Source organism: Deinococcus sp. YIM 134068 (assembly GCF_036543075.1).
GTDB lineage: Bacteria > Deinococcota > Deinococci > Deinococcales > Deinococcaceae > Deinococcus > Deinococcus lichenicola.
In genome coordinates this window covers 113450-140392 of sequence record NZ_JAZHPF010000003.1, presented here as the reverse complement: position 1 = coordinate 140392, position 26943 = coordinate 113450, and the positions used below count along the sequence as shown (strand labels likewise).

At 68.7% G+C, this 26943-nt stretch carries 29 protein-coding genes; 11 read left to right on the top strand and 18 right to left on the bottom strand.

The annotated features are described in order from the left end of the window. Complete coding sequence (locus V3W47_RS05035; protein ID WP_331824087.1) at positions 1-756, top strand: hypothetical protein; 756 nt, start codon at positions 1-3, stop codon at positions 754-756. Here the strand turns inward: V3W47_RS05035 and bshC are convergent. Both bshC and V3W47_RS05025 read right to left on the bottom strand, forming a co-directional pair. Continuing rightward, positions 749-2308, bottom strand: coding sequence for a bacillithiol biosynthesis cysteine-adding enzyme BshC (gene bshC / locus V3W47_RS05030; RefSeq protein WP_331824086.1), 1560 nt, complete (start codon positions 2306-2308; stop codon positions 749-751). The genes V3W47_RS05035 and bshC overlap by 8 nt on opposite strands. Before the next feature lie 323 nt (positions 2309-2631). Beyond that, on the bottom strand, positions 2632-3306 hold the full coding sequence (locus tag V3W47_RS05025; RefSeq protein WP_331824085.1) for a Crp/Fnr family transcriptional regulator: 675 nt from the start codon (positions 3304-3306) through the stop codon (positions 2632-2634). Between the two features lie 119 nt (positions 3307-3425). Here V3W47_RS05025 and V3W47_RS05020 point away from each other — a divergent pair, with 119 nt between their 5' ends. Further along, complete coding sequence (locus V3W47_RS05020; protein ID WP_331824084.1) at positions 3426-4190, top strand: WecB/TagA/CpsF family glycosyltransferase; 765 nt, start codon at positions 3426-3428, stop codon at positions 4188-4190. 3 nt (positions 4191-4193) lie between these two features. Continuing rightward, positions 4194-4964, top strand: coding sequence for a metallophosphoesterase family protein (locus tag V3W47_RS05015; protein ID WP_331824083.1), 771 nt, complete (start codon positions 4194-4196; stop codon positions 4962-4964). A gap of 3 nt (positions 4965-4967) precedes the next feature. Here the strand turns inward: V3W47_RS05015 and V3W47_RS05010 are convergent, their stop codons facing one another. Genes V3W47_RS05010 through V3W47_RS04995 form a run of 4 tightly spaced genes read right to left on the bottom strand, consistent with a single transcriptional unit; the run spans position 4968 to position 8198 of the window. Further along, on the bottom strand, positions 4968-6269 hold the full coding sequence (locus V3W47_RS05010; protein ID WP_331824082.1) for an aminotransferase family protein: 1302 nt from the start codon (positions 6267-6269) through the stop codon (positions 4968-4970). 29 nt (positions 6270-6298) lie between these two features. Further along, on the bottom strand, positions 6299-7210 hold the full coding sequence (locus V3W47_RS05005) for an aminoglycoside phosphotransferase/kinase family protein (RefSeq protein ID WP_331824081.1): 912 nt from the start codon (positions 7208-7210) through the stop codon (positions 6299-6301). Further along, on the bottom strand, positions 7204-7701 hold the full coding sequence (locus tag V3W47_RS05000; protein WP_331824080.1) for a DinB family protein: 498 nt from the start codon (positions 7699-7701) through the stop codon (positions 7204-7206). Before V3W47_RS05000 ends, V3W47_RS05005 begins: the two co-directional genes overlap by 7 nt. Continuing rightward, positions 7695-8198 carry a DinB family protein gene (locus V3W47_RS04995; RefSeq protein ID WP_331824079.1) on the bottom strand — a complete coding sequence of 168 codons (504 nt, stop codon included), beginning with the start codon at positions 8196-8198 and terminating at the stop codon, positions 7695-7697. The genes V3W47_RS05000 and V3W47_RS04995 overlap by 7 nt, the downstream gene beginning before the upstream one ends. Positions 8199-8258: 60 nt before the next feature. Between V3W47_RS04995 and V3W47_RS04990 the strand changes: the two genes are divergently transcribed. Continuing rightward, positions 8259-8603, top strand: a complete 345-nt coding sequence (locus tag V3W47_RS04990) for a DUF4180 domain-containing protein (RefSeq protein WP_331824078.1) — start codon at positions 8259-8261, stop codon at positions 8601-8603. Positions 8604-8742: 139 nt separating this feature from the next. On the opposite strand, the gene V3W47_RS04985 is transcribed toward V3W47_RS04990, so the two are convergent. Further along, complete coding sequence (locus tag V3W47_RS04985) at positions 8743-10320, bottom strand: L-glutamate gamma-semialdehyde dehydrogenase (protein ID WP_331824077.1); 1578 nt, start codon at positions 10318-10320, stop codon at positions 8743-8745. Positions 10321-10537: 217 nt separating this feature from the next. Here V3W47_RS04985 and V3W47_RS04980 point away from each other — a divergent pair, with 217 nt between their 5' ends. Both V3W47_RS04980 and V3W47_RS04975 read left to right on the top strand, forming a co-directional pair. Further along, positions 10538-10759 (top strand): hypothetical protein, encoded by a 222-nt coding sequence (locus V3W47_RS04980; RefSeq protein ID WP_331824076.1) that lies wholly within the window; start codon positions 10538-10540, stop codon positions 10757-10759. Between the two features lie 99 nt (positions 10760-10858). After that, positions 10859-12055, top strand: a complete 1197-nt coding sequence (locus V3W47_RS04975; RefSeq protein WP_331824075.1) for a branched-chain amino acid ABC transporter substrate-binding protein — start codon at positions 10859-10861, stop codon at positions 12053-12055. A gap of 190 nt (positions 12056-12245) precedes the next feature. On the opposite strand, the gene V3W47_RS04970 is transcribed toward V3W47_RS04975, so the two are convergent. From V3W47_RS04970 to V3W47_RS04960, 3 genes are read right to left on the bottom strand one after another with little or no spacing between them, the layout of a single operon-like run. Continuing rightward, positions 12246-12776 carry a GNAT family N-acetyltransferase gene (locus tag V3W47_RS04970; RefSeq protein ID WP_331824074.1) on the bottom strand — a complete coding sequence of 177 codons (531 nt, stop codon included), beginning with the start codon at positions 12774-12776 and terminating at the stop codon, positions 12246-12248. Continuing rightward, on the bottom strand, positions 12773-13684 hold the full coding sequence (locus V3W47_RS04965; RefSeq protein ID WP_331824073.1) for an ROK family protein: 912 nt from the start codon (positions 13682-13684) through the stop codon (positions 12773-12775). Before V3W47_RS04965 ends, V3W47_RS04970 begins: the two co-directional genes overlap by 4 nt. A gap of 10 nt (positions 13685-13694) precedes the next feature. Beyond that, entirely contained in the window at positions 13695-14039 is a 345-nt protein-coding gene (locus V3W47_RS04960) for a hypothetical protein (protein ID WP_331824072.1), read from the bottom strand. A gap of 80 nt (positions 14040-14119) precedes the next feature. Here V3W47_RS04960 and V3W47_RS04955 point away from each other — a divergent pair, with 80 nt between their 5' ends. Beyond that, positions 14120-14482 carry a hypothetical protein gene (locus V3W47_RS04955; RefSeq protein WP_331824071.1) on the top strand — a complete coding sequence of 121 codons (363 nt, stop codon included), beginning with the start codon at positions 14120-14122 and terminating at the stop codon, positions 14480-14482. Here V3W47_RS04955 and V3W47_RS04950 read toward each other — a convergent pair. The 7 genes from V3W47_RS04950 to V3W47_RS04920 all read right to left on the bottom strand — a co-directional run bounded on the left by V3W47_RS04950 (position 14479) and on the right by V3W47_RS04920 (position 20883). After that, on the bottom strand, positions 14479-15975 hold the full coding sequence (locus V3W47_RS04950) for a DUF4127 family protein (RefSeq protein WP_331824070.1): 1497 nt from the start codon (positions 15973-15975) through the stop codon (positions 14479-14481). The genes V3W47_RS04955 and V3W47_RS04950 overlap by 4 nt on opposite strands. Next, positions 15972-16754, bottom strand: coding sequence for an alpha/beta hydrolase family protein (locus tag V3W47_RS04945; RefSeq protein ID WP_331824069.1), 783 nt, complete (start codon positions 16752-16754; stop codon positions 15972-15974). The genes V3W47_RS04950 and V3W47_RS04945 overlap by 4 nt, the downstream gene beginning before the upstream one ends. 118 nt (positions 16755-16872) lie before the next feature. Beyond that, positions 16873-18300: an FAD-dependent oxidoreductase gene (locus V3W47_RS04940; protein ID WP_331824068.1), complete on the bottom strand. Its 1428-nt coding sequence runs from the start codon at positions 18298-18300 to the stop codon at positions 16873-16875. Continuing rightward, on the bottom strand, positions 18297-18491 hold the full coding sequence (locus V3W47_RS04935) for a hypothetical protein (protein WP_331824067.1): 195 nt from the start codon (positions 18489-18491) through the stop codon (positions 18297-18299). The genes V3W47_RS04940 and V3W47_RS04935 overlap by 4 nt, the downstream gene beginning before the upstream one ends. 209 nt (positions 18492-18700) lie before the next feature. Continuing rightward, complete coding sequence (locus V3W47_RS04930; protein ID WP_331824066.1) at positions 18701-19624, bottom strand: carbohydrate ABC transporter permease; 924 nt, start codon at positions 19622-19624, stop codon at positions 18701-18703. Further along, positions 19617-20549 carry a carbohydrate ABC transporter permease gene (locus V3W47_RS04925; RefSeq protein ID WP_331824065.1) on the bottom strand — a complete coding sequence of 311 codons (933 nt, stop codon included), beginning with the start codon at positions 20547-20549 and terminating at the stop codon, positions 19617-19619. Before V3W47_RS04925 ends, V3W47_RS04930 begins: the two co-directional genes overlap by 8 nt. 88 nt (positions 20550-20637) lie before the next feature. Then, positions 20638-20883 carry a hypothetical protein gene (locus tag V3W47_RS04920; protein WP_331824064.1) on the bottom strand — a complete coding sequence of 82 codons (246 nt, stop codon included), beginning with the start codon at positions 20881-20883 and terminating at the stop codon, positions 20638-20640. Positions 20884-21478: 595 nt separating this feature from the next. Between V3W47_RS04920 and icd the strand changes: the two genes are divergently transcribed. The 4 genes from icd to V3W47_RS04900 all read left to right on the top strand — a co-directional run bounded on the left by icd (position 21479) and on the right by V3W47_RS04900 (position 25741). After that, the gene (gene icd / locus V3W47_RS04915) at positions 21479-22738 is read left to right on the top strand and encodes an NADP-dependent isocitrate dehydrogenase (RefSeq protein WP_331824063.1); all 1260 of its coding nucleotides are present in this window, start codon (positions 21479-21481) and stop codon (positions 22736-22738) included. 305 nt (positions 22739-23043) lie between these two features. After that, entirely contained in the window at positions 23044-23271 is a 228-nt protein-coding gene (locus V3W47_RS04910; protein ID WP_331824062.1) for a hypothetical protein, read from the top strand. Positions 23272-23409: 138 nt separating this feature from the next. Beyond that, complete coding sequence (locus tag V3W47_RS04905; protein WP_331824061.1) at positions 23410-24942, top strand: B12-binding domain-containing radical SAM protein; 1533 nt, start codon at positions 23410-23412, stop codon at positions 24940-24942. Between the two features lie 133 nt (positions 24943-25075). After that, positions 25076-25741, top strand: a complete 666-nt coding sequence (locus V3W47_RS04900; RefSeq protein ID WP_331824060.1) for a hypothetical protein — start codon at positions 25076-25078, stop codon at positions 25739-25741. A gap of 18 nt (positions 25742-25759) precedes the next feature. Here V3W47_RS04900 and V3W47_RS04895 read toward each other — a convergent pair whose 3' ends face one another. Further along, positions 25760-26926, bottom strand: coding sequence for a cation:proton antiporter (locus V3W47_RS04895; RefSeq protein WP_331824059.1), 1167 nt, complete (start codon positions 26924-26926; stop codon positions 25760-25762). Between the last annotated feature and the right edge of the window lie 17 nt (positions 26927-26943).

Sequence of the window (26943 nt, the reverse complement as noted above, 5' to 3'; positions counted from 1 at the left end):
ATGCAGGTGGTGACGACTTCCGGGCGACCAGACCTGATGGCCGGGGCGGGAGCGGCCTTCCGTAAGGGGTGGCCCGAGTTCATCTTTCATGACGAGGTGCCGCCGAGGTACATGGGGAGGGTCGAGCGGTATTTCCCCGAGTACAGCCTTCTCCTGCTGGAGCAGGGCCGCGTCGTGGCCGGGGGTTGGGGCGTTCCGTTCGCCTGGGACGGCTCGGTCGTTGATCTGCCCACGGGGTACGACGACGCGCTGATCCGGTCGGTCGGGGAGCACGAGGCGGGCCGACGACCGAATACCCTGAGCTTCATGGCCGCGTCCGTGGCGGCCACCGACGAGGGCCGTGGACTGGCGACCCAGGTTCTGCGGGCACTGATTGAACGTGGCCTCGATGCAGGGTTGGAACGCGTCGTGGCCCCGCTTCGCCCGACGTGGAAACATCGTTCCCCCCACATTCCGATGGCGGAGTATGCCCGCTGGACCCGCACCGACGGCCTCTCCATCGACCCGTGGATTCGCACCCACCAGCGGATGGGGGCGGGCATCCTCGGACCCGCGCGGCGTTCGATGGTCATCGAGGGGACCGTGGCCGAATGGGAAGCCTGGACGGACATGCTCTTTCCCGTCACGGGCAGCTACGTCGTGCCGGAGGCGTTGAATCTGGTCCACATCGACCGTGAGCGGGACCGGGGGACATACGTGGAGGAGAACCTGTGGGTCGAGCACCCCGTCGGCTCGCCGCCGTCTCGTCCTACGTGAGCGGCACTTCCGCCTGCGTCCCCGGCGGAAGGTCCAGCAGCCTGCCCAGCGGCGCGTCCCCGTGCTTGAGCAGGAAGGTTAGGAAGTTCATCTCGCGTTCCTGCGGCACCCCGTTCGGGAGCAGGTGGCGTTTCAGACGCGTGAGCTGCCGCGTCCGGTCGTCCTCCTGCCGGGCGAGGGCGCGGACGGCGAGGGTCTGGAGGTGCCGAACACGGGCCGTCGTGCGGAGGCGGGTGCGCTCGGCGGCCCCGGCGAGGGTGGGATCGAGGGCCGCGAGTTCGTCTGTCAGGGCGCGCAGTTCGGCGTCCAGCGCGGCGAGCCGTTCTGTGGAAGCAGCTCCGGCCCCCCGCTCACGGGCCAGCGCCCGCCCCAGCACGCCCTCCGGGTCAGCCTGCACCTGGGCGGCGGTCGCGTTCAGCCGGGACAGCAGCCGCGCCACGTTCGGCTCCAGCCACGTCACGCTCAGGCGGGGCCATAGCAGCGGCTGGGTCAGCCCGTGTAACTCATAAACCTCCGCCAGTTGCGCCCCGTAAGCAATCTCGCCCGGCCCTACCACGAAGGCGAGTGTGGGCAGCAGCGCGTCCTGCACGACCGGGCGCAGTCCCGCCGCCGGAGTCAGCCGCGAGGGGTCGGCGTTGAGGATGGCGAGCAGGTCCTCCCGCGTGTGTGCGCGCGCCTCGGTGGAAAACCGCCTGCCGTCGAAGCGGAGGAGCCGCCGCTGCCCGTCCTCCCCCTCCAGAAAGAGGTTCGTCGCCCCCGTCGGGCGGCGCAGTTGCGGTTCGAAGCCCACCTCTATCAGCCGTGCCGCCGCGTCCTCGATGCGGGCGGGGCCGTCGAGCGGGCGCTCCAGCTCGCGGGCCAGCGTCGGGGCCATCCGGGCGGCGAGGGCCGGGTGAAGGGGGTCGAGGACGAGCAGCCCGGCGGGGGCGAGCAGCCCGTGGATCAGCCGGGCGAACACGTCCGCGTAGCTGCCGCCGCCCGCCAGCGCCCGCTCCACCCGCGCCCGCACCGCCGCCCGGTATTCGGGGGCCGTGTCGAAGGCGTCGAGGAGCCGCAGGACCTCCGCCGTCCATTCCTCCCGCCACGGCACCCGGCCCACGGGCACGCCCTGGGGAACGTCCAGCGTCAGACAGTGCAACTTCTCCGAGTGGTCGAGCAGGGTGGTCGAGGCGACCTCCGCCGCGTCGTGGTCCTGGCTGGCGACCCAGTAGACGGCGACCACGGGCGCATCCTCCCGGTCGAGGTGCCGGGCGAGGAGGGCGGCGTCGGCCCCCTTGTGGACGCTGTACGCCGGGCCGGTGAGCAGTCCCGCCTGCTGACCGGTCACGACGACGCGCGAGTTCGGGTGCGAGAGCCGGGTGAGCGTCGCTTCCACATTCCTGTCCAGCGTCCCGAGGTCGCGGTGATACGCGCGCAGGGCGTCCGCGAGGGCCACGCGGTCCACGTCGGGCCTCTCCGTTCGCCGCGCTCCCTCCAGATCGTCCGCCCGCCAGCGGAAGAAGCCGGGCAGGTCGCCCGCCCGGTACGCCGCCGCGATGCTCCTCGTGGTCATGAACCTTTCGCCGCCTTGAACATCAGCCTCAGCCTAGAGCACGGGCCGCTCGGGTGGCGTCTTCACGCGGGCTAAAGGGAGGGCGCATGTACCCGTTGGCTCATGTCCCCATGGGCTGTCGTGCGCGCGACACTTCCCCGCATTTCTTTCAAGAAGGGCCTCATGTCCGACGAAGTGCGCCGGGACGACGTGCCCGCCCCCTCCCAACCTTCCCCACAAGGGGGGAGGAGCAAAAAGAGAGGGCTTCTCGTCTCACCGGGAATTGGTGAGCAACCTCGTGAACACGCTCCGAAACGCCCCGCCTTCTGTCAGCCCACTCACCCCTACCGTAACGGCTCGCGCGACGCCGTGACCAGCCCCGCCCTGTCCGTGAGGATGATCCGGCGGTAGCCGAGGTCCAGCAGGCCGCGTGCCCGGAAGTCGCCGAGGAGCTTGGTGATCGTCTCGCGGGTGCTGCCGACGGCGTGGGCGAGGTCCTGATGGGAGACGCGCTCGCGCAGGGCGAGGACGCCGCCCTCCGGCCAGGGACCCTCCCGCTCGGCGAGGGCCAGCAGCGCCAGCGCCAGCCGTTGCGAGACCTCCATGAAGACCAGCCCGGCCAGCCTTTCTTGCACGCCGCGCGTCTGCCGGGTCATCTGCTCGGTGAGGGCCACGCCGACCGCCGGATGCGCCCGCGTGAGGCGGGTCAGGGTCTCGCGGCCCAGCATCAGCGTCTCGGTGTCGTCCATCGCCTCGGCGTACATGCCGTACTGCCCGCCCGGCAGCAGCGCCGCCGCGCCCAGCAGCGTGCCGGGGCCGTGGACATCCAGCGTGACCTCGCGCGCCCCCGACCCCAGGCGGTAGAGCCGCACGCTGCCGCGCGTGAGGACGTGCAGCGTCTCCGCCGCGTCCTCGGGGTGGAAGAGCAGCCCGCCCCGTGCCCAGCGGCCCACCCGCGCCGCCGCCATCACCTGCGCCAGCGTCTCCTGCGGCAGCGCCCCGAATGCACCCGACATCATGGGGTTTAGTGTGCCACACCGCACTTTGGAAGTGGGGGCGTGGCTGGGGGGAGCTGGTGGAAGAACCCCCCTCGAAGCTGGGAAGACCGCCCACCCCCGTGTTACAATCCCCGCCACGCATGGCCCGACCCACGCCCACCGTCCCATCCGCAGCGACCCAGCGCCTCACCCTGTTCGATCTGCCGCTGGACGTGATCACGCTGGAGGGAACGCTCGACCGCCTCGGCGAGTGGATGTTCCGCGCGCCGCGCTCCCCCCACACGGTCGTGACGCTCAACCCCGAGTTCATCGTGCAGGCGCAGGGCCGACCCGACTATGCGGCGGCGGTGCAGGCGGCGGACCTCGTGACGGCGGACGGCGTGGGCATCGTGTGGGCGGCGCGGCAGCTCCACCGCCGCGAGGTGCCCCGCGCCCCCGGCTACGACCTCGTGCGGGGACTGATGGCGCGGCACGGCCCGGAACTGCGCGTGTTCTTCCTCGGGGCCAAGCCGGGCGTCGCCGAGCGGGCCGCGCAGAACGCCGTGCGGGACTACGGAATTCAGGTCGCGGGCGTCCACCACGGCTACTTCGACCTCCCCGAGGACCAGCGCGTCGCGGAACTCGTCGGGGCGTCGGGCGCGCACCTCGTCCTCACGGCGATGGGCGGCGGGCGGCAGGAGACGTTCAACCAGTACTGGCGGCAGGTCCTGAATGCCCCCGTCCTGATCGGCTGCGGCGGCGTCATCGACGTGCTGGCGGGCACCGCCGACCTCGCCCCGGCGTGGACGCGCAGGCTCGGGGTGGAGTTCCTGTGGCGCGTCGGCCTCGACCGCAAACGCTGGAACCGTGCCCCCCGCCTCGCCCAGTTCGTGCGGCTGGTGCGGGCGGAGCAGCGGCGGCGGTAGGCCGTGGCCCTCGCCGTCCTCTCCGACCTCCACGGCAACCTGCCCGCGCTGGAGGCCGTGCTGGAGGAGGTGGAGCGCCTCGGCGTCGAACGGCTCCTGATCTGCGGGGGCGTGGCTCGCGGCCTGTTCGTGCGCGAGACGCTGGACCTGCTGCTCTCGCTGGGGGGCCGCGCCCTATGGCTTCGCGGCGACGCCGAGCGGGACCTGGTGGAGTTCTACGATCACGGCACGGCGCGCGACTCCCTGTCCCCCGGTGATCTCTGGGGGCTGGAGTGGGAGGCGGGGCAGATCGAGCGGCGGCACCGCGACTTTCTCGCCGCCCTGCCGGGGTGCCTCACGGTGGACGTGGAGGGGCTGGGGCCAGTGCTGTTCTGCCACGGCTCGCCCCGCAGTGACGGGGACATCCTCACGCCGCTGACCCCGGAGGAGCGGCTGGGGCACGTGTTGGCGGGGGTGGAGGAGCGCGTCGTGATCTGCGGCCAACTCGTCGCGTTCGACCGCCTGGTGGGCGGTGTTCACGTGGTGGGGACGGGAAGCGCGGGCCACCTCTCGCGTCCACTCGGCAGGCCGCCCGGTGCCGTGTGGGCCTTGCTCAGTCCGGGGGTGGAATTTCGGCGCGCCGGGTACGACCGGGGGCGGGCCGTCGCCCGGTTCCGCGAGAGCGGGCATCCCCTGAGCGATTCCTGGCTGGAGGCCCTGAAATTTCCTCTCTTCCCGGATGGGATGAGCGCCTTTCTGGAGGAGCGGGCGCGGCGGCGGGAGGCGGAGGGGTGACGCTCAGCCGCTCATGTCCCCCAGCGCCCCGTCGAGCAGGTTCAGCAACTCGTCCACCTCGGCGTCCGTGACTGTCAGGGGCGGGCCAAGCAGCAGATGGTCCCCGCGCGTTCCGTCCACCGCGCCACTGCCGGGGTAGGTCATCAGGCCGCGCCGCATGGCCGCCGCCGCCACACGTCCGGCCACTCCGGGGGTCTCGAACGCCTCACCTGTCATTGGGTCGCCGAGAACCAGACCGAGGAGGAGGCCGTGCCCGCGTGCCTCCAGCACGACCGGATGACGTGACTTCAGCTCCCGCAGGCCCGCCAGCAACCGCTCGCCCCGCACCCGCGCCCGCTCCACCAACCCCTCCCGCTCCACGATGTCCAGCACCGTGAGGCCCGCCGCCGCGCTGACGGGGTGGCCCGCGTAGGTAAAGCCGTGCTTGAAGGCCCCCGAACCGTTCATCACCGTGTCGTACACGTGCCCACTTGCGGCGAGGCCCGCCAGCGGTGCGTACCCGGCGGCGAGGCCCTTGCCGAGAACCACGAGGTCGGGCGTCACGTCGTCGTGGAGGCGGACGGCGAGCGGTGCCCCGCAGCGCCCCATCCCGCTCATCACCTCGTCGGCGATGAAGAGGACGCCGTACTCGCGGCAAATCTTGGCAATCCGCGCGTGGTAGCCCGCGTTCGGGGCGAGCGCCGCGTCCGACGCGCCCACGACCGGCTCGGCGAGGAAGGCGGCGACACTCGAAGGGCCGCACGCCTCCAGCACCGCGCGCAGGCGTTCGGCGTCGTCCTCACCGCTCAGTCGGGGGTCGGGCCTCGGCATCTTGGGCCACGCGGCCTCGTTTATCAGGGGGGCGTACAACTCGCGCCGCGCGCCCATCCCACTTGCGGCGAGTGCCCCCAGCGACGCGCCGTGGTAGCTCGGCACGCGCGTCACCACCCGGTAGCGCCCCGGCTCCCCGCGCTCGACGTGGTACTGCCGCGCCAACTTGATCGCGCTCTCGTTCGCCTCCGACCCACCCGACACGGCCCACAGCCGGAAGCCGGGCAGGTTCAGAAAGGTCAGCAGCCTTGAGGCGTACTCCTCCAACACGGGTGACGTGAACTGCGAGCCGTGGACGAAGGGCAACTCCCGCGCCTGCCGCGCCATCGCCTCCCCGACCTCCGCCCGCCCGTGCCCGACGTTCGCCACGAGTGCGCCAGAGCAGCCGTCGAGGTAGCGCCGTCCCCCTTCGTCGTAGAGGTACACGCCCTCGCCGCGCACGGCGGTGGGGTAGGTCTGGCGGGAGCGGGAGAAGACGGCGCTGGTGGGGGACATGGGGCCTTTCGGGAGGAAGGGGTGAGGGGTTAGTCGTTAGGAATTGGGGAAAAGAGGGGTGGGAGGGCGAGCCAGTCTCGCAGGGGTGGCGATCCCTCGACCTCCAGCGCGCGGAGGATGAGGCGGCAGGCGGCGCGGTGTGGGCCGAGGTCGGGGAAGGGGAGACGTTCGGCGTACCCGGCGCGGAAGCTCTGTGCGCCTTCCAGCGTGAGGAGGAGTTCCCACAAGCACAGGTCGAGTTCGGGCGGGGCGAGGGCCGACGATTCCACGTCCACGAGCGCGAAGGGTTGCCCGTCACGCCACACGAACTGCGAGCCGTGCCAGTCGAGCAGCATCGGTATGGCTCGGGTGGGTGAGGGTGCGGAGGCGAAGGCAGCCTCGACTTCCGGCCAGTGGGAGGTGCACGCTTCCGGCTCGAAGTGGGCCGTTACCTCGCGGATGACGTGCAGAGCGGAAGGGTAAAAGTCGGCCACCGGACGGCGAGCGCGGCCCATTACGTCCCCGAACATGTCCGAGGTGTGGCTGTGGACCTGTGCCACCCGCCGACCGAGTTCCGCCGCGTCCGCGTCGTGCAGGTCACGGGAAGGTTCACCATCCACGAACTCCACCGCGAGCGCCGGATTGCCCCGAAACTCAGTCAGCCCCAGCGTCTCCGGCACCACCCACGCCCCGACCTCCCGCCAGCGGGTGTAGGCCGCCGAGGTCATCCCCAGGTCGCGCGGGTCCGTTCCGAACAGCCGATTCAGCCCCAGCATGAACGCGCTCACCTCCGGCACGGTCCACCACGCCCGCCGCACGATCACCGGCCCCCGCGAGAGGTCCACCCGCCACACGTGCGAGGCCCGGCTGGAATCACCCGCGTTGAGTTCGGTGACGGCGAGCGCCCCGCCCAGGTCCACCGCTGGCAACTGGTCGCTGGAAGCTGGCCGCTCCCCTACCACGTGTCGCCCCCACCCGGCGGCGGCCACAGCCCTAGCGCCCGCCGAACCGTCACCACCTGCCCGAGATGGTACAGGCCGTGCCCCGCGAAGTTAGCGAGCAGGGCGGCCCACGGGTGCCCCTCGCGCGTCACGCCGGAGATGAAGGCGGGGTCGCGGGTCAGCGAGCGCAGCCGCGCCTGCCCGTCCAGCAAGCGCGTTCGCGTCTCCTCCCAGTCGCCCGGCTCCGGCCACCCGCCCGCCGCGTGTGCGGGTCGAACGGGCGTGCCTCCCCCCGCCTCCTCCAACACGAAGTCCTGCCAGAACGCCACGTGCGCGGCAATCTGCGCGACCGAATGCGGCAACCCCTCCGGCACCCGCCCCGCCTCCTCCGCCCCCAGCCCCTCCAGCGCCCGCGCCCATGAGACATTCGTCGGACCCCCGCTAAATAGGTTCCCGACGGCCTTCCCAAAAGCTGACGGCTGATCGCTGACTGCTGAAAGCTCCCCTACCACGTGTCCCCACCCCCCGGAGGCGGCCACGCCCCGAGCGCCTGCCGCACCGTCACCACCTGTCCGAAGTGGTGCGCCGTATGCAGCGCAAAGTCGGCCAGCAGCTCCCCGATGGTCTCCTCGTGGTTGACCGGGCTGGCGAGATCGGGCCGCGCGGCGTGGGCGTCGATGCGGGCGAGCAGCTCGTAGAACTCCGCCTTGACCCGCGCCCAGTCGCCCTCCGTCACCTCGGGCCAGGTGTCCGCCGCGTGCTTCGGGTAGGGCATCGCCCGCCCGCCCTCGATCACGTCCAGCATCCAGCGGTTCCACCAGTTCACGTGCACCACGAGGTCCGCGACGCTGTGAGGCAGCCCCTCCGGTCGCCGCGCCGCCGTCTCCGCGTCCAGCCCGCTGAGGGACGCCTCCACGCCCACGAACGCCTGCCCGCCCCGGAAGAGCTTGGGCAGCAGCCGGGCGAAGGCGAGTTGGGCACGCTCGTTTCGGTCGGTGGGGTCGGTCATGGGGGTAGTTTCGCAGAGAAGGGGGTGCGGGCGGCTGGGCGCGGTTTGCTAACGTCTCGTATGACCACGGACTCCCCTCAAATCAGGACGGCGGGTGAACTCGGCGTGGCCCTCCGCACACTGCCGGACGTGCTGGAGGTGATCGGCGCGACCTACGGGCTGGACGGGCTGATTCTCACCGAGGCCGACCTCTCGCCCGAGTTCTTCCGCTTGAAAAGTGGGCTGGCGGGTGAGGCGTTCCAGAAGTTCACGAACTACCGCGTCCGGGTCGCGCTCGTGCTGCCCGACCCCTCGGCCCACGGCGAACGCTTCGCGGAGCTGGCCTACGAGCACAGAACCCACGGCTGGATTCGCTTCGTCCACACCGAGGAAGAGGCGCGGGCGTGGCTGGCGTCCGTCACCTGACTCATCGCGGTACTCCGTTACGTTGATGGGAGGAAAGCACACCCATCAACTCCACTTCGACCGCTCCGGTTACGGTTTCTCGCTCCGCTCGGACCCCATAGATTGAAGGTCTTCCCTTCAATTCATGGGGCCACCGCTGTCAGTACCGCTGCGCCACCGTCTTCGTCTGCACGAACCAGAAGAGGTAGTCCGGCCCACCCACCTTCGCGTTCGTGCCGCTCAGGCCGTAGCCACCGAAGGCGTGCGTTCCCGACATCGCCCCCGTGCATTTGCGGTTGATATACAGGTTGCCGACGTGCATCAGCCGCCGTGCCTCCGCGATCTTGCTGGGGTCGCGGCTGTAGAAGGCGGCGGTCAATCCGTACTCGGAGTCGTTGGCGAGGTCTATCGCGTGCCGCCAGTCGCGCGCCCGTGTGAAGCTCAGCACCGGCCCGAAGATTTCCTCCCGGAAGAGGGGGTCGTCCGGCGTCACGTCCGCGAAGATCGTGGGCTGGATGTAGCCGCCCTCGCGCTCCCCGCTCTCCGCCCGCTTCCCGCCGAGGACGAGGCGGGCCGTCCTCCTCCCGTTCTCGATGTAGCCCAGGATTCGCCGCGCGCTCCCCTCGTGGATGACAGGACCGAGCGGGGCGTTCTCCTCCGGCAACCCGACCTCCAGTTCCCGCGTGAGCGCGACGACCTTCTCCAGCAACTCGCCGTACACGACCTCCTCCGCGATGACGCGGCTGCACGCGGAGCACTTCTGCCCGGCGTACCCGAAGGTGGCCTGCACGATGCCCACGGCGGCGGCGTCCAGGTCGGCGTCGGCGCACACCACCGTCGGGTCCTTGCCGCCCATCTCGGCCATGACGCGCTTGAGCCACCGCTGGCCCGGCTGCACCCGCGCCGCCCGCTCCATGATGCGGCAGCCGATTTCCTTGCTGCCCGTGAAGGCGATCATCCGAATGTCCGGGTGGTCCACCAGCGGATCGCCCAGCACCTCGTCCGTCCCGGTCATGAACTGGATGACGTTGCGGGGCAACCCCGCCTCGAACAGCAGTTCGACGAGGAGGAGGCTGCTCAGCGGCGTCTCGGACGCGGGCTTCCACACCACCGTATTCCCCGCCGCGAGCGCCCCCAGCGCCATCCCAAGCGGAATTGCCGCCGGGAAGTTCCACGGGCTGATAGCCGCGACGACGCCGATGGGTTCGTAGACGGTCGTGACGTGTTCGCCGGGCAGGGGGTAGACGGGCTTGCCCTGCGCCCATTTCAGGGTCTCGCGGGCGAAGACCTCGAAGTGGTCCACACACTCGGCAATTTCTCCGTCGGCCTCGGCCCAGTTCTTGCCGTTCTCCAGGCCCATGACGGCGTTGAATTCCATGCGCCGCGCCCGCAGCAACTCGCCCGCCCGCTTGAAGATCGTCGCCCGCTGCATGGGGTCAGAGAAACGCCACGTCTCGAAGGCTGTTTTTGCCGACGCTACCGCCTGTTCCAGTTGCTCCGGCGTCGCCCTCGGGAAGTGCCACACGACCTCGCGCGTGTCGGCGGGGTTGCGGACCTTGAACGTCTCGCCGCCCTCCACCCGTTCGCCGCCGAGGTACAGGGGGAACGTCCGGCCCACGTCCCGTTCACGGACCATGCGGTAAGCGTCCCGTTGTGCCTGCGCCACGTCCTCGCGCCCAAAGGCGAAATAGGGTTCATGCTCGAAGGGGAGAAAGCCCTCCATCAGCGTGCTCGTCATCGGCCCGGCCTCCTTGTGCTTGGAGGGGAGGCTAACACGGCGGGCGAGAGGATGTAAAACCGCTGTCAGACGGCAAAAAATGGTCCGCCGCTCAGGCTGGAAAGGGCACGCTTCGGGGCCTGTTCTTTTCAATTGGAAGGCGGTCATGGGGCGGTCACGCATCGGCGCGCATTCTCCGGGCGAAGGGACCCCATTCCCCCTTCGCAGGAGAGCCGAGATGCCACACGTCGCAGGCGCACCCGCCGGAACCCACGCCATCAGCAACTACCGTCTGAACCTGCATCCGGGCGCGGACCGGTGGAGTATCGACGTGCAGATTGGAGGCCAGTGGTTGCCGGTCCAGGCCAACTCCGCCGACGAAATTTTGATGATCATGACGGTCCTCCAGTGCCCGCAGATCGGGGTCAACAACGGCTGGATCGTCGGAAGTCGCCTGTAGCCGTCGCCCGGCGGTGTCGGTTCGCTCCGCTCCAATGGAGGCCGGAAGAGGTGGAGGCCGTAAGAGGACTGTCAACGCGGGAGTGCCATGCTCAGCCGCATGAAGAAAGGCTCCCTCCGTTCCGCCTGCCGTCTCGCGCTCACGGGCCTGCTCCTCGGCGGCGGCGCTCAGGCCGCCAGCCTCAAGATCGCCACCGTCAGCCCCCTGAGCGGCGACCTCACGGCCATCGGCTCCGAGGTCAAACGTGGGGCCGAGCTGGCGGTGCGGGAGCAGGCGGCGGCCTTCCGGGCGCTGGGGCACGACCTCGCGCTCGTTTCCTTCGACGATCAGGCCTCGGCCCCGCTGGGGACCCAGATCGCCGCGCGGATCACCGCCGACCGCGCCATTCTCGGGGTGGTGGGGGCGCTCAATTCCAGCGTGTCGAACACGCTCGCGCAGGGGCTGGCCCCGGCGAAGGTCGCCATGATCTCGCCCGCGAGCACGAACGACGGCCTGACGGCGAACAACTGGGCGCACTTCAGCCGCGTGGTCGCCCCCGACAGCGCGCAGGGGCTGGCCGCCGCCGAGTACATCTCCGCCGAGTTGAAGGCGGACAGGGTGTACGTCGTGTCCGACAACACGGCCTACGGCAACGGCCTGACGCGGGTGCTGCTGGGCGGCCTCAAGGCCCGCCAGGTCCCGGTGGCGGGCTACACGGGGGCCTCGACCCCCGCGCAGATCGCCGGGGCGGTGGCGCGTATTCAGGCCAGCGGGGCCGGGCTGGTCTACTTCGGCGGCACCGACGACACCGGCTCGCAACTCCTCAAGGCCCTGCGCGCGGCGGGCGTGACGGCGGCCTTCATGGGCGGCGACGGGCTGGACACGCCCAATTTCCTCAAGCGGGTGGGCATCGACGGCGCGGGCGTGATCTACAGCACGGGCTTCGGGCCGGTGTCGGGCTTCTCGAACGCGCTGGGCTTCGTTACCCGTTACCAGGCCGCCTACAAAGCCAGGCCCAGCGGGGCCGCCGTCTACGCCTACGACGCGACGAACGTGCTGCTCGCGGCCCTGAAGTCCACCCTCAAGCCGGGCTGGGCGCTTCCCAGCCGGGCGCAGGTCAGCGCGGCGGTGCGGAAGGTCAACCTGCCCGCGTGCTTCGAGGCGGACGCGAGCCGCTGCCAGACGATCACCGGGGCCATCGGTTTTTCGAGCACGGGCGAACGCCTGCGCTCCCGCGTGCTCGTGATGCGCTTCAGCGACGTGCTCGAAAGTCAGCTCGCCAAAGTCCAGATCGTCAACGCCGAGAACTTGAAGTAGCCGGGAAGCTGGGGAAACAGGAGACCTGGGGCGAAGGGTGCAGAAGGCAGAAAGCTGAAGGCCGACCACATGTGCCTTTTCCCTTCGATCTTCTGCACCCCTGAGCACCCTCACGGGCTGCCAGAGGACCGGTCATTCTGAGCGTCAACGAAGCACCCCCGCACGAGATGGAGGAGGCCCTTTGCTGCTGTCAGATGCGCTCGCCGTCTTCCCCCACCTCCCTCATCAGGAAGCGCACGCCCACCTCACTCGCCGGGAAGGGCGGCGCGCACTCCTCGAAGCCCAGCCTACGGTAGAGGCGGTAGGCCGACGCCATCGCGTGCGGCTCCGTGTCGAGGTACATCCGGCGGTGGCCCACCCCCCGCGCCCGCTCCAGCACGGCCTCTCCCAGCGCCCCGCCCACCCCGGCTCCCTGAAAGGCGGGGCGGACGTACATCCGCTTCATCTGGCAGGCGTCGGGGAGTCCCCGGAAGGCCAGCGAGCGGTAGCCTACGCATCCGGCGGGTTCGTCCCCCACGTGGGCGAGGAGGAGTTCACCCCCCTGCGCCGCGTAGCTGTGGGGCAGGTTGGCAATCTCCTCCTCCAGTCTGGCCGTCCCGAAGCCGAGGGACAGACTCTGCACGAATGTCAGGTACTCGCCCAGCAGGTCCCGCGCGGCCTGGACCGTCCCCACGTCCGAATGGTCGGACAGCACCTCGACCTCGATCCTGAAGCCCGTCACTCCCCGACCCTCTCCGCCCACAGCGCCGCGCCAATCAGCCCGGCATCCGCGCCCAACTCGGCGTGAACCACCTCCGGCTGGTAGCGGGCGGGGAAGTGGGCGAGGGCTTCCCGCACCCGCGCGAGGTAGCCGGGGCGCAGGCCGACGCTCCCACCCAGGGCGACCCGCGTGACCCCCAGCAGCGCGGCCACGTCCGCAACCTTCCAGCCGATGAGGGCGGCGGAGTGGGCATAAGCGGCCTCCGCCACCGCGTTCCCATTCTCGGCGGCGTCGCACAGCGCCCGCGCGTCCGTGTGGCCCAGCCGCCGCGCCTGCTCACCCAGCGCCGTGCCGCTCGTCTCGAACTCCAGCGGGCCGAGCGGGCCGAGGGCGGGAACCTCCACCCCGGCTCCCCAGCGGGCGGGCACGCTCACGAAGCCGAGTTCGGCGTCCAGCCCGTTGCCCGCGAGGTGCAGCCGCCCACCGAGGACGAGACCCGCCCCGACCCCCGTACTGACGGTGACGAACATGAACTCGCTCGTCCCACGTCCCGCCCCGGCGGCGAACTCGCCCCAGGCGGCGGCGCGGGCGTCGTTGAGGGCCGCACACGGCAGGCCCAGCCCGTCCCCCAGCCGTTCCGCCAGCGCAATATCCGTCCAGCCGGGGAAGGTGTGCGTCGCCGTCGCCGTCACGCGCCCGCCCGCCACCGCACCCGCGCACGCCACGCCGAGGGCCGATGCTCGCGGGGCGAGGGGGGTGGCGAGACCGAGGGCCGAGGCGATCACCGCGTCGGGCACGGCGGGCCGGGGCGTCGGGACCTCCAGCCGTTCGGTGACGCGCCCACGCTCGATCAGCGCGGCGCGGATGGACGTGCCGCCGATGTCGAGGGCGAGGAGGGGAGAGGAAGAGGAAGGGTCGGTCGGGGTCACACGCCTATTCTCACTGCTTCTGCTCGATCCGCCCGTCTGCCCGAACGACCCAGTGGACGCCCAGCCCCGGCGTGATGTACGTGTTCGCGTTCTGCTCGTCGCTCAGTCCCTCGTAGATCAGGGTCGCGCCGCCGTCCTGCCTCACTTGCAGGGGGACGCGCCACGTTCGGCCTTCTCTCAACTCCGCCCGCGTTACGCACTCGTGGACGCAGACGCGCAGGTTTCTCAGGGTCGCGCCGCTCCGGTTGACCACCCGCACATCCATGATCGGCCACAACATCGCGTAGGCCGACGCTCCCAGACCGAACAGGCTCAGACCGAAGGCGGCGGGGAGAAGGAGGCGGCGGGGGTGCATGGGGCCAGCTTGCCCGGTGCTCTGGCTCGGCGCGTCCTCCTTCCGTCGGAGGCTCAAGATGTGGGTGAAAGAGGTTCTGTATGGAAATGTGGGTCAGCACGCTCGTCAACCTGTCGGTCGGATTCCCGGTGTACCTCGTCCTGATCGTCGGGATGATCCTTGCCGCAATGCGCCGACGCGAGGCCCCGACCCGGTACGGGCTGGTGCTGGCCGCGCTCGCGCTTCACCTGATCGTGGGGATGGGCGGCTCGGTGTTCAGCACGCTGCTCCCGGTGCTGATCATGCGGGGAGACGCCAGCCCGTCGTCCTTCGCGGGGGTGTTCGGCATTGTGGGGGTGGTCATCAGCCTCGCTCAGGCCGTGGGCTGGCTGCTCCTGCTGGCCGCGTTGTTCTGGCGCGGCGCGGCGGACGACCGCCGGGCGGTAGAGCAGGTCCGTCCCTAACCGCCCCTGACCCTCAGCGGAAAGACGCCCGTGAACAGCCGGGGCCAGGCGAGGTGCGGGGTCCCGACCTCCAAATGCAGGTCCTCGCGGGAGAAATGCGCGTTCCACAAGTCATGAATCCGGGGCATGATGATCTCCTGCAAGTACGCCTCCGCCGTCTCCCTCTGTTCTCCTAAGTCGAAGGGGCTGGGATTGTCCAACCGGGCGCGGACCTCCGCCCGCGTGAACGCCTGATACAGCGCGTCGTCCACCATGCGGGAGAAGAGGGCCTCAACATGCGCCGCCCGGTCCCGCACGAGGCGCGCGAGCTTGCCGAAGGCGACCGCCGACCCCAGCGTGTTCCCCGCCGTATTCCACGCGCTGTAGCCTGCCAGTTGGGCGAGGGGCAGCCCTTGCAGCATCGTCCATAGCCTTTTTTCAGCCCCGTTCGGGTACGCGATGTCCGCGAGGCTGACCGCACGCCCCGCCGCGAGGTCGTCTCTCAGGCTGTCCACGAAGGCGGGGAGGGAACGGTGCGGCGTATCCACCGTGGCGAAGTCGGGCTGGGAGCTTGACTGCCGCGTGCCCGGCGTATTCACCGCGAGGATGAAGTCGGCCTCGGCGGGCGTGTCGGCCACGGTGCAGCCCGCCGCCCGCAGGTGCGCCCGCACGAGTTCACCCGCCGGACGGTCCTCGTAGATCAGCTCCGCGCCCGCCCCATTCACCCCGCTGTAGCGCACCCAAGCCCGCACCCGCTCCGGCCTCAGCGCCCGCGCCACGAGCGCACACGGCACCTCGTCCGCGCCGGGGTACACGTCCAGCCGCTCCCAGACGCCCAGTTCGTCCGCCCGCGCCTCCAGCATCCGGCGGTCGGCGGCGGCGAGGCCGTAGGGGGTCGTGTCGTCCAGCGTGAGGCACAGGTGCGCCAGCGTCCCGTCCGCCAGCAGGTCCAGCGCCGCGAGGTGCAGCGCCCGGTTGCGCTCGCGGGTGCCCAGCCAGTCGGCCAGAATCTCCGCCGGAAGGGCCGCCTGCGCCGTCTCCAGCGCCGCTCGCTCGCCCTCGCCGTGTCGCGCGTGGCGGTCGAAGGCCGTGGAGTACGCCCGCAGTTCGCGCCCCCACTCGCCGTAGTACGGCTTCTCCTCGTGCGGATCGTTGTCGTGGGCCACCCGCACGATCACCCCGAAGGCGTAAACGCGCAGATCGGGGTTCAGCCTCTTCGCCTCCCGCAGCGCCCCCAGCCGTTCCAGCGCCGTCTCCAACGGGTCGGACACCCGCCGCGCCGGAATCATGCCGCCGAGGCACAGCGTCTCCAGGCACACGACGAGGGCGTCGGCGTCCCCGACCTCGGCCAGCAGCCAGTCGCGTAGCGCCCCCGTGTCTCCCGGTGTGAAGAAGTTTGGCAGCGCGGCGGCGGGCGGCACGCGGACCTCGGCCCCCGTCATGCGCGCCAGCCCGGTGGGAAGGTCGAGGGTCGGCGGGCGCGTGTCGGGCGGGATGAGGAGCAGGCGGGTCACGCGGGCCAGTCTGTCAGAAAGAAGCGCAACACCTCGTCCCGCATCGCCCGGCTCGTGTAGTGCCCGACGCCGGGCAAGACGATCTCGCGGAAGGCGTCGGGATGGCCCGCCCGCGCGTAGACCTCGCTGTACACGGCGGCGGTCGGGACGTGGTGTGCGGAGAGGGGGAAGGTCGGGTCGCTGTCCCCGCTCGCCAGCAGCAGGGGGGTGGGCGGGGCGTCCGCCGCGTGCGTGACGGGGCGGTGGTCGTCCAGAAAGGCGCGCAGTTCCGGCCCCCGCACCTCCGGCTCCTGCCACACCCCGGACGTGATGAGGGCCGCCGCTCGCGTCACCCGACGCTCGGTGCGGACGAGGGTCTGCGCCACGTACCCGCCCATGCTGGACCCCACGACGAAGAGGGGACGCGGACCGAACGCCTCCGCCAATGCGTCCAGCAACGCCGGAGCCTCCGCCACCGTGCGCCGCACGCTCTCCCAGACATACTCGCGGGCGTTCAGGCCGGGCGGCGTGTCGCCCACCCGCTCGCCGTGCAGTGCCGCGTCGGGGATGACGACCGCCCCGCCCCGCGCCGTCAGCGCCGAGTAGACGCCCAGCTTGCCCTCCTTCGCGGCCCACGCCCCGTGGTAGACGAGGCAAAAAGCGCGCACGTCGGAGGCTTCAGCGGGCCGCTCGATCAGCACGGGCACGCCCGCCAGCACCCGCCGCTCGACGAGGTACGGCGTGCCCTCGTGCATGGGCGTGGCGTGGGGGTCGGCGGGGTGGAAGGGCTGCCCGGTCACGGCTCCACCCGTTCCACGTGTCCATCTACATCCAGCCGCCACACGTCCGGGTTTCGCGGGAGAAGGAGCGTCCCCACTGCGCCCCCAGGCTGACCGCTGACGGCTGAAAGCTGACGGCTCAAACATTCCCCCCCAGCCGCCGCATCTCCGATTGCAACGCGCCCACGTCCACCGCGCGCACCTCGCCCCCGTGGTCCCGCGCCGCCCACGCCGCCGCCAGCCCCGCCGCCTCGCCCATCGTGTGACAGTTCTGCTGCACACGGATGGCCGACTGCGCCTCGAACGTGCTGGACGCCGCCCGCCCCGGCACGAGCAGGTTGGAGACCCCCTGCGGCACGATGGCCCGGTAGGGAATCTCATGGTAGGCGTCCGGGGCGAAGTAGGGGGCCACCCCGTCGCGCTCGTGCAGGAGCCGCGCCCCGCCCCTCACCGAATGGATGTCCACCGGGTAGTGGTTGCGGCAGATCGAATCCGGGAAGCGGCGGCACTCCAGAATGTCCTCCAGCGTCAGCGTGTAATCGCCCTGGATGCGTCGCGTCTCCCGCACGCCGACCATCGGGGCGACGGTGCCGATGTAGGCGGACTCGCACCCCTCCAGATACTTCCGGCAGAAGGCGGTGAGACGGTCGATGGCCGCCCGCCCGTCCGTCTGCGCCGCGCTGAGGTGCCACGGATTCGCCCCGTCGTTCAGGTCGGCGCGGATGCGAGGGCAGTTGAAGCTGATCTCGCCCGGTCGCCCCGGCACGGAGAAGCCCTGAAAGTAGTCGCCATCGCGCTCCTCCAATACGCCCGCCGCCACCGCCTCCCGGAAGAGGGGTTCGAGCGTGGATTTCTTGCCCCACACCATCCAGAAGTGGAGGAAGTCGGCTGAAGTCTGCCCCTGCCCGTTCGCGTTCAGGAAGGCGCACAGCCGCCCCGTGTCCACTCCCGCGAGCGTGAAGCGCAGGCTCATCGCCTGATGGATGCCGTCCTCGTCGCCCGCGTGGAAGGGGACGCCCGCCCCCGCTGCCACATCCGCGTCCCCGGTCGAGTCGATGAAGACGCCCGCCTTGAGCGCCTGCAATCCGCCCTTGTTGTGGACGACGAGGGCGGTGATGTTCTTCGGAGTCGAGGCGAGCGCCCCCTCACCCCCGGCCCCTCTCCCACCGGGGGAGAGGGGAGAAAGAAGTGGCGAGACGACCTGTGTGTGATACAGCACCTCGCCGCCCGCCTCCAGCAGCATGTTCTCCAGCACGAACTTCATGCCCTCGGGGTTGAACCAGTTGTCGTTGCCGCCCGCGTCGGTCGCGCCGTCGCCCCGTGCGTGGAGGCGGGCCTTCAGCTCGTCCGTCAACCCCCGGTTGAGATTCCGCCCCGCCGAGACGTTCCGCATCAGCGGCGTGACCCAGGCGTTCGTCCCCGTCCCGCCCAGGCTGCCCTGTGCCTCCACGACGAGGACCCGCGCCCCGGCCCGCGCGGCGGCGATGCCCGCGATCGCCCCGGCGGTGCCGCCCCCGGCGACGAGGACATCCCAGGTGCGGGGTTCAGTGCGGTAGGGGAGGGTCATGGTGTATTCACCGTGCCGATCTCCTTGCCGTTCAGAAAGATGGTCACGGGTTCACCTGCGCGGGCGAAGGTGTTTGGAGGCAGCCGGATACTCATCGGCTCCATGTGGCCGCTCTCTGTGGTGCAGGTCTGCGGCGGGGGTGTGGTGAACACGCTGATCTCCACGGTGTTCCCTTGACGCTGCACGCTCATGCTCCGAAAGGGGTCGCAGGAGTGTACGTATACCTCCCAGGTGATCTCTCGCCCACCTGTCGCGTCTGGGGGCTGGATGGCGGCCTGCTCTGCGCGCATATGACGGGGCATCGCTGCTTCTGCGGTCTCGTTCCTGGCCTTGTCTTGACAGGCAGTGAGCGGCAGCCCCAGCAACGCGGCTGTCAGGACGCGGCTTTTCCATGTCGGCCTCACCCCTTCACCGCTCCCTCGATGCCCTTCATGAAGTACCGCTGCCCGAAGGCGAAGATCACCAGAATGGGCAGGATCGTCAGGACCGCCCCCGCCATCACCGCGCGCGAGTTGGTGGAGAAGGTGCCCGACAGCTCCAGCAGCCCCGCCGAGAGCGGCATCAACTCCTTGTCGGGCAGCATGATGCGCGCCCACAGGAAGGAGTTCCAGTACGCCACGAACTCCAGAATGGCGAAGGCCACGATGGTCGGCAGCGCGAGCGGCAGCATGATGCGCCGCCAGATCGTCAGTTCCCTGGCCCCGTCGATGCGCGCGGCCTCGATCAGTTCGATGGGCACGCCGAGGTACGCCTGCCGCAGCAGGAACAGCCCGACGATGCTCGCGATACCCGGCAGCACAACCGCCGAATACTGGCGCACGGCGTCCAGCACGGGATTTGTTTGCTGGAGCAGCCCCAGTTTGATTGTCGTGATGTAGTTGACGATCAGGCCCGCCTCGTTCGGCAGGACCATCAGCACGAGGATGGCGTAGAAGATCAGGTCGCGCCCCGGAAAGCGCATCTTGGCGAGCGGATACGCGGCGAGCGCCGCCAGCGTGACCGTCAGCGTGACGCCCAGCGTGCAGATGATGACCGAGTTCAGGACCAGCCGCCAGAACGGCACCGTCGTCCCCCGGAACACCTCGGCGTAGTTGCGGAGGCTGAAGCCGCTCGGCCACAGCTTCGCCCGGTAGATGTCCCCCGTCGGCTCGAAACTCGTGATCAGCGTCCAGTAGAACGGGTAGAGCATGATCAGCGCGATGAGGACGAGGACGCCGTAGGCGAGCGTGTTGGCGAGGAGGTCCTTGCGCCGCCTGCGCGCCCTGAGTTCCGCATAGGTCGGGCTGATCGCTGACGGCTGACGGCTGACAGCTTCCTTAAGCATCCGCCTTCCCCCCCCGCGTCAACTTGAAATTGATCAGCCCGAAGAAAATGCTGATGACTGCCACAATCAGCCCGGCGGCGGCGGCCAGCCCGTACTGGAAATCAATAAAGGCCCGCGAGAACGTGAAGAAGAGGGCGCTGTACGTGCTTCCCGCCGGGCCGCCCTGCGTCATCACGTAGATTTCCTCGAAGACCTTGATCGCGCTGATGGTGGAGAGCAGGCTGCACACGAGGATGGTGGGCCGCAGCCCCGGCAGCGTCACGTTCACGAAGACCTGCCAGCGGGTCGCCCCGTCGATCACGGCGGCCTCCTCCAGCTCGCGCCCGATGGCCTGGAGGCCCGCCAGATACAGCACCATGTAGTACCCAATTCCCTTCCACAGCGTCACGAACATCACCGCATACAGGGCCGTGACGGGGTTGTTGAGCAGGCTGCCGCGCGCTTCCAGCCCCAGCGCCCGCAGCACGGCGTTCACCGGGCCGTCCTGCTGGTACATCCACGTCCAGATCAGGCCGACCACCGCGAAGCTCGTCACGACGGGCACGTAGTACGCGGTGCGGAAAAAGCCGATGCCCCGTAGCGGGCGGTTGACGAGCATGGCGACGGCGATGCTCAGGAACTGGATGACGGGCACGACGAGGATGTACTTCAGGCTGTTTTTCAGCCCCGACCAGAACTGCGAGTCGGCGGCGAGGACGCGGAAGTTCTCCAGCCCCACCCACTCGGGCGGATTGATGATGTTGTATTTCGTGAAGGCGAGGTACGTGCCGAAAAAGACCGGCCAGGTGTGGTACAGCACGAGCAGGGCGAGAAACGGCAGCATGAAGGCGTAGGCGATCAGGGTGTTTCGCACGGTGACGCGCGCCCCCTGCCCGCCCCGGACGTGCCCGGCCCGGCGCGATTCCCGCCGTGGGGTGGTGGTCATGCCCGGCAGTCTACGGGCAGTTGTGCAGTTGCGGCATGAAAAACCGGCCCCTTTGCAGGAAGCCGGTCCAGTCGGGTGGTGCCGGGCGTTATCTGCCGTCGCCGTCCTGCGCCTCGCGCTTGCCCCCCTGGTACTCGGCGTTGGCCTTCGCGTTGTGGACCTCGGCCTTCGCTCGGTCCTCGGCGGCCTCGGCCTTGTCGCCCAGGTTGTCGGCGGTGCCCCCGACGTGGCTGGCAAGGTCGTGTCCGGCGGCGCGGGCGCGGTCGGCCCCCTCGTTGATCTTGGCTTTGGCGGCGTCGGCGAGGTTGCCCAGCGTGCTCTTGTCGTCACTCATGCGTGTGACCTCCTGTGCGTTGAATTCCCGGTTGGGTGTCTCACGATGCTCCGGCAAGCGCGGCGGTGGGTGAGGGGGGTGTTGGGGGGAACGTTACAGTTTGGGGGCATTGGGGAGCAGGGAGGGTCTGGGCGGTGCGTCGTCACGTCGCCCCCTCATCTCGGCCCTCCGCTTCGCGGCTCTTCGAGTCACCCACGAGGGGAGAGGGAGAAAAGCAGCTCAGGCCCTCGCTCTTTTGCTCCTCCCCCTTGAACGCTTGATGTGAATTGCAGATCGGGCAGTGAAGGCGTTTTCGCTATCCAGCAAGAGGAGAGCGTTGCTCGTCACCCCCTCCCCGACCCTCGCCCACAAGGAGGGGGAAGAGAGTACGTCTAGGACGCTCGGTTTTTATTGCACATCAGGCGTCCCCTGGGTGGAGCCTGGGACTCGCAGAGCTGCGAAGCAGAGGGGATGAAGCGGGCCTGGCAACCCCGGAAACGCAGTCCTCAGCTCCCCCATCACCCGCCTCCCGCAAAACTTGAACCGCGTGCATACCCCCCAGGTAACACCGTGACCAATTCCCCTTCCCCCGCCGTGGGGGTAGAGTTGGGCCGTCATGACCAATACCCGGCAGCATGTCAAGGTGCCCGCGCAGGGCGAGAAGATCACCATGGGGGGCGAGAAGCTCAACGTGCCTAATCACCCCATCATCCCCTTCGTGGAGGGCGACGGCACCGGCCCCGACATCTGGCAGGCGTCGGTGCGCGTGCTGGACGCGGCGGTGGAGGTGGCCTACGGCGGCGAGCGCAAGATCGAGTGGCTGGAGGTCTACGCGGGCGAGAAGAGCGTGCAGGTCTACGGCGAGGGCGAATGGCTCCCGCAGGAGACCGTGGACGCCTTCGACGAATACCTCGTCGGCATCAAGGGACCCCTCACCACGCCCGTCGGCGGCGGCATCCGCTCCATCAACGTGGCGCTGCGCCAGGAACTCGACCTCTACGCCTGCGTGCGCCCCGTCCAGTACTTCGAGGGCGTGCCCAGCCCCGTCAAGCGTCCGGGTGACGTGAACATGGTGATCTTCCGCGAGAACACCGAGGACATCTACGCGGGCATCGAGTACAAGGCCGGGACCCCCGAGGCGGCCAAGCTCCGTGACTTCCTGATCAACGAGATGGGCGTCACGAAGATTCGCTTCCCCGACACCTCCGCCTTCGGCGTCAAGCCCGTCTCGCAGGAGGGCACCGAGCGCCTCGTGCGCGCCGCCATCCAGTACGCCGTCGACAACGGGCGCAAGAGCGTGTCCCTCGTCCACAAGGGCAACATCATGAAGTTCACGGAGGGCGGCTTCCGCGACTGGGGCTACGACCTCGCCAAGCGGGAGTTCGGCGCGGTGGAGATCGACGGCGGCCCGTGGTGCCAGCTTCCGAACGGCATGATCATCAAGGACGTGATCGCCGACAATTTCCTCCAGCAGATTCTCCTGCGCCCCACCGAGTACGACGTGATCGCCACCCTCAACCTCAACGGCGACTACATCTCCGACGCCCTCGCCGCCGAGGTGGGCGGCATCGGCATCGCACCCGGCGCGAACATCAACTACGTCACCGGCCACGCCGTCTTCGAGGCGACGCACGGCACGGCCCCCAAGTACGCGGGCAAGAACGTCATCAACCCCTCGTCGGTCATCCTCTCCGGCGAGATGATGCTGCGCTACATGGGCTGGACCGAGGCCGCCGACCTGATCCTCAAGGGGCTGGACCAGACCATTCAGCAACGTGTCGTCACCTACGACTTCGCCCGCAACATGGAGGGCGCGACCGAGGTGAAGACGAGCGAGTTCGGGGACAAGATCATCGAGAACATGCGGAACGCCTGAGCAAAGCAAGAAGGCAGAGGGCGAGGGGCAGAGGCCATCCCCGGCCCTCTGCCCTCGCTTTTTGCGCTTGATGTAAGTGATGGCTTGGGTAAGCGGCGTATTTTCATCGTCAAAGACAAGGACGAGCGGTGCTCGTCACCCCCCTCCCCGACCCTCCCCCACAAGGAGGGAGGGAGCAAAGGGCACATCTGGTGGACGACCAAACGAGGACATGAAGCTATTTCTTTTGCCCCTCCCCCCTCTTACAACCGGGCGTCTTTTGCTGAGGGCTGATGGCTGACCGCCGAGCACTCTATCCTGCCCCCATGACCCGCCTCCTCCTCGCCCTCGCGGGGGTGCTCCTGCTTGCCGTCCTCGCGCTGGCGCTGGTGTGGCTCGTCGGGCAACTGCTCGCCGGGCTGGGCGTCTTCCTCGTCGGCACGGCGGGTGTGCTGGGGCGGCTGCTCGGCTTTCTGCTCGTGACGGGGCTGCTCGGCGGGCTGGCCTACTTCCTGGCGAGCGCGTGGCGGCCCGTGCGGGAGCCGGGTACTTGACCTAATGACATAGGCCCGGTGACGCGCCCTTCAATTCGGGAAACAAAATCCGTTAAACTATTCGATTGTGACGTGCGCTGACGCCTGAGCGACAGAAGCTCCCCAGCGCCGCCCCATTCCGGGTTCAACGGAGGCTTCTTGAGTTACTGGCGCAATCAGATCAAACCGCTGCTCGACGCGGAGACGGGCACGATGTTCAAGCAGGCCCCGATCCGCGTCACGCTGGCGTTTCCCAACCGCTACTCCGTGGGGATGGCCTCGCTGGGCTATCAGGTCATCTACCGCATGTTCAATCAGGAGGAGGGCGTCGCCTGCGAGCGGGCCTTTCTCCCCGACGACGTGGACGCCTTCGAGCGCATGGGGCAGGCGCTGCCCACCGTTGAGAGCGGACGCGACGCGGGCGACTGCGAACTGTTCGCCCTGAGCGTGAGCTTCGAGCTGGACCTGACCAACATCATCCGCACGCTGGACGTGGCGGGAATGAATCCTCTGCGCGAGGAACGGAGCGACAACGATCCCATCGTGATGATCGGCGGGCCGCTGACCTCCTCCAACCCGTACCCGCTGACGCCCTTCGCCGACATCATCGTGATCGGCGACGGCGAGCAGATCGTGCCCGTGGTGTCCGAGGCCCTGCGGGAGTCGCAGACCCGTGAGGACTTCTACGACCTGATCGACGGGATGCCCGGCATCTTCCTCCCCGCCCGCCACGTCCACGAGCCGACGTGGGCCACCGCGCCGAAGGAATTGCTGCCCGCCTACAGCCAGATCGTCACGCCCAACTCGGAACTGAGCAACATGTTCCTCGTGGAGGCGCAGCGCGGCTGCCCGCGTCCCTGCACCTTCTGCCTCGCGCGGACGATGTACGGCCCCAACCGCAACAACCAGGCGCAGGAACTCCTCGACACCATCCCCGACTGGGTGGAGAAGGTCGGGCTGGTGGGCGCGGCCCTCTCCGATTTCCCGCACACGAAGTACGTCGGGCGCACGCTGACCGACCGGGGCATCAAGCTGGGCGTCAGCTCCATCCGCGCCGACACCGTGGACGCCGAACTCGCCGAGATTCTGAAGGCGGGCGGCCTGCGGACCTTCACCGTCGCCTCCGACGCCCCCTCCGAGCGCCTGCGCCGCTGGCTGAAGAAGGGCATCACGACGGAGGACCTGACGAAGACCGCGCAGATCAGCCGCGACCTCGGCTTTTCGGGCATCAAGGTCTACATGATGATCGGCCTCGGCCCCGAGAACGACGACGACATCACCGAGCTGATCTCCTTCACGAAGGACCTGGCGAAGATCAACCGGGTGGCGCTCGGCATCAGCCCCTTCGTGCCCAAGCGCCACACGCCGCACTTCGCCGACCCCTTCGGCGGCGTCGTGACCATCGAGAAACGCCTCAAGCGCATCCAGAAGGAGCTGCGGACGACCGCCGAACTCCGCAACGTCTCCGCCAAGTGGGCTTGGGTCGAGTCAGTCATCGCGCGCGGCGGCCCCGAGGTCGGCATGGCGGCCTATTCCATCTACAGGAACGAGAGCATCGGCGCGTGGAAAAAGGCGCTGGAGGAGGTCGGCTGGCGCGACGAGTTCGAGGCGAACACGCCCGCCATCGGCCTGCCCCCCGGCCAGTACGAGCCGCGCGAGGTGAGCGCGCACGCACAGGGGCTGGCGGTGTAGGGACACAAAGTAAAGGGGCCGGGGCGTGAAAGCTCCGGCCCCTTTACTTTGTAAAACTTTGACTTTCTACCCAAGCGGTAAACGCGCAAAAGTGTCAGAATTTTGTACGAGTTGGTTGATACACTGCGATTCGATGTCAAGAAAGTCTAGTTCAGCGGCTACCCTTCACCTCGCTCTTATCTGTTCAACTTTTGGTAGTGCGCTTGCTGCACCTAGCGTCAATATTCAATTAAACAACTTGGATACACCTTATAGAAATTATTTTAAGAGCGCGAGCAGTAAAATATACTCCGACTTAGCAAATGCTAAAGCCGGGGAATTAAATATGAAGCGTTGTGGATGTACCGTGTCAATTGATGGTGAGAAGAACTCGATTATATTCCATGCAATATTTAACAAAGCTGATTATCCAAAGATGAATCTCTCGGGAATGTCAATCGCACAGCTTGCGTATGTAGACTATTACTTATATTATTCAGGCACTATTAGGAGCTGGGCTTCTATGCTTGCTATGAAACAAAATAGTTTTGACGCTGCTCAGGCTATTAGCAAAATGGATTTGATAGTCGCGCTCCATTCTCAGGATGCGGATGACACTATGGTGATGATGGGCGATGAGATGGGGGCTGGCTACGGGTTTTTTGGACAGGCATACTACACTGACGGTCAGTTAGATTTGACTCCTATTGGCGATGTATACGAGCAGGATGGAATGTTGAAGGTCTACCCAGCTAAGGACATGGCGGGTAAATATACTATTGCTGCTAAAGCACGTAAATTTTTGGGGCTGCCTTATTAAGCTTTTCCACGGTTTCCACTAACCCGCCCGCGCCTCCCGCAGCCTTCGGTCCAACAGCGGGGCCACCTGCCCGTCGAAGCGCGCGAGGATCGGCCCCAGAATCGCCGTCAGCAGCACGTACACGGCGGCGAGCGGCCCCAGCGTCGGCGCGAGGCTCAGGCCCAGCCCGGCGATCAGGATGCTGAACTCCCCGCGCGGGATGAGGGTGGCCCCCGCCCGGAAGCGGCCCCGCGTCTGCACGCCCGCCCGCGCCGCGCCCCACCAGCCCGTCACGAACTTGGTCAGGCTCGTCAGCACGGCCAGAAGGACGGCGGGGAGCAGCACGCCCGGTACCGTGCCCAGGTCGAGTTGCAGCCCGAAGAACACGAAGAACACGGCGGCGAAGAGGTCCCGCAGCGGCTCGATGAGGGGACGGGTGCGGTCGGCCACCTCGCCGGAGAGCGCGATACCGACCAAGAAGGCCCCGATGGCGGCGCTGACTTTCAGGAGGTCGGCGGCCCCGGCCACCACGAGCACCAGCCCGAACACGCTCAGAAGCAGGGCCTCGCTGCTCTGCACGTTCAGCACCCGGCTCAGGACGTGCCCGTAGCGCAGCGCGAGGAAAAAGGCCAGCCCGAACGCCGCGAGCGCGACGACGAGGTTCACGCCCACGGCGGCGAGCGTTCCCCCGATCAGGAGGGCCGCGACCACCGGCAGGTAGACGGCCATCGCCACGTCCTCCAGCACGCAGACCGCCAGGATGATGGGCGTCTCGCGGTTGCCGAGGCGACCCAGGTCGTTCAGGACCTTGCTGGCGATGCCGCTGGAACTCAGGTAGGTCACGCCGCCCAGCAGCACGGCGGCGAGGGGGGGAAAGCCCAGCAGCAGCCCCGCGACGAGGCCCGGCGTGAAGTTCAGCGCGAGGTCGAGCAGGCCGACCTGCCGGTTCGCCGCGAGGTTGTCCCGCAGCTCCCGGCTGGTGTACTCCAGCCCCAGCGTGAAGAGCAGCAGCACGGCCCCGATCTCCGCCCCGATGTGGATGAACTCCCCCGGCTCGTCCCCCAGCCGCACGACGGCCCCGAGTGCGATGCCCGCGAGCAGGTACAGCGGAATGGGCGTGATGCCGAGCCGTCCGGCAGCCCGGCCCACGAACGCCAGCACGAGGATGACCGCGCCGATTTCTAGCAGCAGTTGACCGAGGGACACGTCGGGCCTCCGGGGGC